The organism is Acidovorax sp. KPB24-07, assembly GCF_057543315.1.
In genome coordinates this window covers 1-3257 of sequence record NZ_BAAJYS010000367.1, presented here as the reverse complement: position 1 = coordinate 3257, position 3257 = coordinate 1, and the positions used below count along the sequence as shown (strand labels likewise).

At 65.3% G+C, this 3257-nt stretch carries 4 protein-coding genes; 2 read left to right on the top strand and 2 right to left on the bottom strand.

Annotation, left to right across the window (positions count from 1 at the left end):
* The first annotated feature begins 8 nt into the window (after positions 1–8).
* Together AC27IQ_RS21060 and AC27IQ_RS21055 are read left to right on the top strand one after the other, a co-directional pair.
* On the top strand, positions 9–1214 hold the full coding sequence (locus AC27IQ_RS21060; RefSeq protein ID WP_487090657.1) for an AI-2E family transporter: 1206 nt from the start codon (positions 9–11) through the stop codon (positions 1212–1214).
* Positions 1215–1447: 233 nt separating this feature from the next.
* Positions 1448–2074, top strand: coding sequence for a LysE family translocator (locus AC27IQ_RS21055; protein ID WP_487090656.1), 627 nt, complete (start codon positions 1448–1450; stop codon positions 2072–2074).
* 16 nt (positions 2075–2090) lie between these two features.
* Here the strand turns inward: AC27IQ_RS21055 and AC27IQ_RS21050 are convergent, their stop codons facing one another.
* Both AC27IQ_RS21050 and AC27IQ_RS21045 read right to left on the bottom strand, forming a co-directional pair.
* Positions 2091–2489, bottom strand: a complete 399-nt coding sequence (locus AC27IQ_RS21050) for a hypothetical protein (RefSeq protein ID WP_487090655.1) — start codon at positions 2487–2489, stop codon at positions 2091–2093.
* Positions 2489–3257, bottom strand: a 769-nt coding sequence (locus AC27IQ_RS21045; protein WP_487090654.1) for a DUF6402 family protein, incomplete at its 5' end; no start/stop codon positions are given. The genes AC27IQ_RS21045 and AC27IQ_RS21050, both read right to left, overlap by 1 nt.

The following is a 3257-nucleotide window of genomic DNA, read 5'->3' as shown; positions in this document are numbered from 1 at the left end:
CCGCCGCGCTGCCGGCCTCGCCCGCATCACCGCGCCCCGAACCATCCCCTTCCCCGTCGCCCACCGGCCCCTCGGCGGCCGCTGCCGCTACCGCCGCAGCCCTGCCTGGAGCGCCGGGCTTCATGCTGAACATGCCGATCGACGTGCGCAACATGTCGCTCGCGCTGCTGGCCCTGTTCGCCACCGTCGCACTGCTGCACTGGGCCAGCGCCGTGTTCATTCCCCTCATGCTGAGCGTGCTGCTCACCACCGCGCTGCACCCGGCGGTCACCGCCCTGCACCGCTGGCACATCCCGCGCTGGCTCGGGGCCGGGGTGCTGCTGATGGGCATCGTCGGCAGCCTGGGCGGCGCGGCCTGGTCGCTCAGCGACGGCGCGGCCGAGCTGGTGGATTCGGTGCCCGTGGCCGCGCGCAAGGTGCGCGATGCCATGCGCCAGCGCGTGGGCGGACCCAGCCCGCTGGACACCATGCAGAAGGCCGCCACGCAGATCGAGCAGGCCGCCACCGAAAGCATTCCGCCGCAGACGCGCCGCGGCGTGCAGCGCGTGGTGATCGAGCGCGCGCCCTTCAACATCCGCGACTATGTGTGGAGCGGCACCATGGGCCTGGCGTCTGCCGCCGGCCAGCTCACCGTGGTGATCTTCCTGACCTTCTTCGCGCTCGCATCGGGCAACCTGTTCCGGCGCAAGCTCATGCGCATCGCCGGCCACAGCCTGGAGCGGCGCAAGGTGACCATGGCGGTGCTGGACGACATCACCGGCCAGATCCAGCGCTACCTGCTGGTGCAGCTGCTCACCAGCGTGCTGGTGGGCGTGGCCACCGGCGCGGTGTACGCCCTGCTCGGGCTGGAAAACCCCGCCGTCTGGGGCGTGGTGGCCGGGGTGCTCAACCTCGCGCCCTACATCGGCTCGGTGGTGGTGACGGGCGCCTCGGCGCTGGTCGCCTTCCTGCAGTTCGGCACCGTGGACATGGCGCTGGCCATCGGCGGCGCATCGCTGGTCATCCACACCCTGGTGGGCAATCTGCTCACCCCCTGGCTCACCAGCAAGACCAGCCGCATGAGCCCCGTGGCTGTGTTCGTCAGCGTGCTGGTGTGGGGCTGGCTGTGGGGGCTGTGGGGCCTGCTGCTGGGCATTCCGGTGATGATGGCCGTGAAGGCGATCTGCGACCGGGTGGAGGATCTGCGGGCGGTGGGGGAACTGCTGGGGGATTGAAGGGAAGGAAGGTCTGACGCGCCCGGCCAAGGCCCAAGCACCGCAGCCGGGCGGGGCCCGTCTTCGATCAGGCCATTCGCCTGTCGCCGGGGTTGCGTCCGCCCGCCTGAATCTCCATGATGGGGGCGCCGGTGTGCATGGCGCCATCGGCACATCCACGCATCGCTCGGACCCATCGATCGATGCCTTCCCCCGCAGGCGTGTCGCACGCCAGCCTACAGGAGCAAAAAACCATGCCCATCGAACTCTGGCTCGCCTTCGTCGCGGCCTCGGCCGTGATGCTGGTCATCCCCGGCCCGACCATCCTCACCGTGATCAGCTACTCGATGTCGCATGGCCGCCGCGCGAACGTGCCGCTGGTGCTGGCCGTGGCGCTGGGCGATTCGACCGCGCTTGTGGTGTCGCTGCTGGGCCTGGGCGCGCTGCTGGAAACCTCCGCCTTCTGGTTCACCGCGGTGAAGTGGGTCGGCGGGCTGTACCTGCTGTATCTGGGCATCCGCCTGCTGCGTGCCGGAATCTCCGCCACCGAAATCGCTGCACCCGCCGCTCCGGCATCCCGCTGGCGCCTGTTCCTGAACACCTACCTGGTGACCGCGTTGAACCCGAAGGGCATCGTTTTCTTCGTGGCCTTCCTGCCCCAGTTCCTCAGCCCCGCCGCCAGCGCGACGCAGCAAATGGGAATACTGGGCGTCACCTTCGTGGTGCTGGCCGCCACCAATGCGACGCTGTATGCCGTGTTCGCTGGCAGCGCGCGCAAGCTGCTCGCATCGCCACGGGCACAGCGGCGCTTCCATGTCGCGGGCGGCTCGCTGCTGGCGACAGCGGGGGTCTGGGCGTTGACGGCGCGGCGGCCTGGGTGAGGTAAGAGCGTAGCCATCAAGGCCTCGCGGCGCAGGCCGGGGGCAAAGAGGCGTCGGTGCATTCAGGCGGGATGTTTTCAAATACCACGTCATTGCCGACATGGACGGCATGGTTGGGGGGACTCAACCACCAGTGGATTTCCCCGCCCGGTTCGAGGTCGACCACCTTGCTCTCACCCAGCAAAGTCTTGGGCCACACGCGATAAAGGCGGACGACGTAGGGCATCCTGAAATCATAGTGAACGATGCGCTGCAAGATGGAAGCCTGATGGAACTCCATCCGGTAAACATCCTTGGGGCTGTTGTAGCTGTGGGAAAACGTGGGCGTGCCTACATACCAGCCCAGAAAAATCAACGCGTTCAGCGCCAGGCACCAAACGATGCAGGGGACTTTTTTAAAGGAAAACAACCTCATCACCACTCCAACATGATCGGGAAAGGGAGCCGCATCCGGTGGACATCGGACAGAACCATGAAATCTCCACCACGGCCATTTTTTGCACGCCATTTTCTGAAGTCCTCGTTTTGCACCCAGTAGGCGTGCTCAAGAACCCGGGCCTTTTCCTGATTGACCCACCGCTCTGAAATCGGCACCCCGCCACCCCACTGAAGACGCTGAACACCTCGAAACCCCCAGAAGCCCAGCGGCTGAGACAGAAAAGCACGCTCGGCATCATTGAAGTCGTAGGCATCGCGCAAGTAAAAGCCCAGCTCATCAATTGCAATGGATGCTTTCCTTGCTCCTTTGGGAACGACAAGGCCAGAAACGGCAACTTTGAGGGTCGCCTCTCCCATCGCGCCATAAAAGTCATCCAAGGGATCGCTGAAACGCCCGAATTTCAGGTAGTTCACTTGGCAAACATCGTCCAGCACTTTGGCCGGCTGAGCGAGATCGCCGAATCGCCAGGGGCCTGAAACGTTCACCATGGCCTGCGCATTGACGCGCTGCTTCAGCAATTCGAATGCGCCAGGACTCGCCCACTGTGCCTGCAACTTCGACATCGCCGCTCGTACCCTCGCAAACCCCAGCGCCCATGCCATGGTGGCTGTGTTTTCATCCAATTGCGCAGGCAGCAATCGACTCAAACGCTTCGGGCCCTGGCTCAGCTTTATCTCGTCTGTCATCTCAAAAGCCGCCCCGCGAAACCACCGCTCCATCAATGCCGCCGCCACCGGCCACCCC

Coding starts and splice junctions, on each gene's coding strand:
- AC27IQ_RS21055 (WP_487090656.1), top strand. CDS start 1,448: ATGCCCATCGAACTCTGGCTCGCCTTCGTCGCGGCCTCGGCCGTGATG.
- AC27IQ_RS21050 (WP_487090655.1), bottom strand. CDS start 2,489: ATGAGGTTGTTTTCCTTTAAAAAAGTCCCCTGCATCGTTTGGTGCCTG.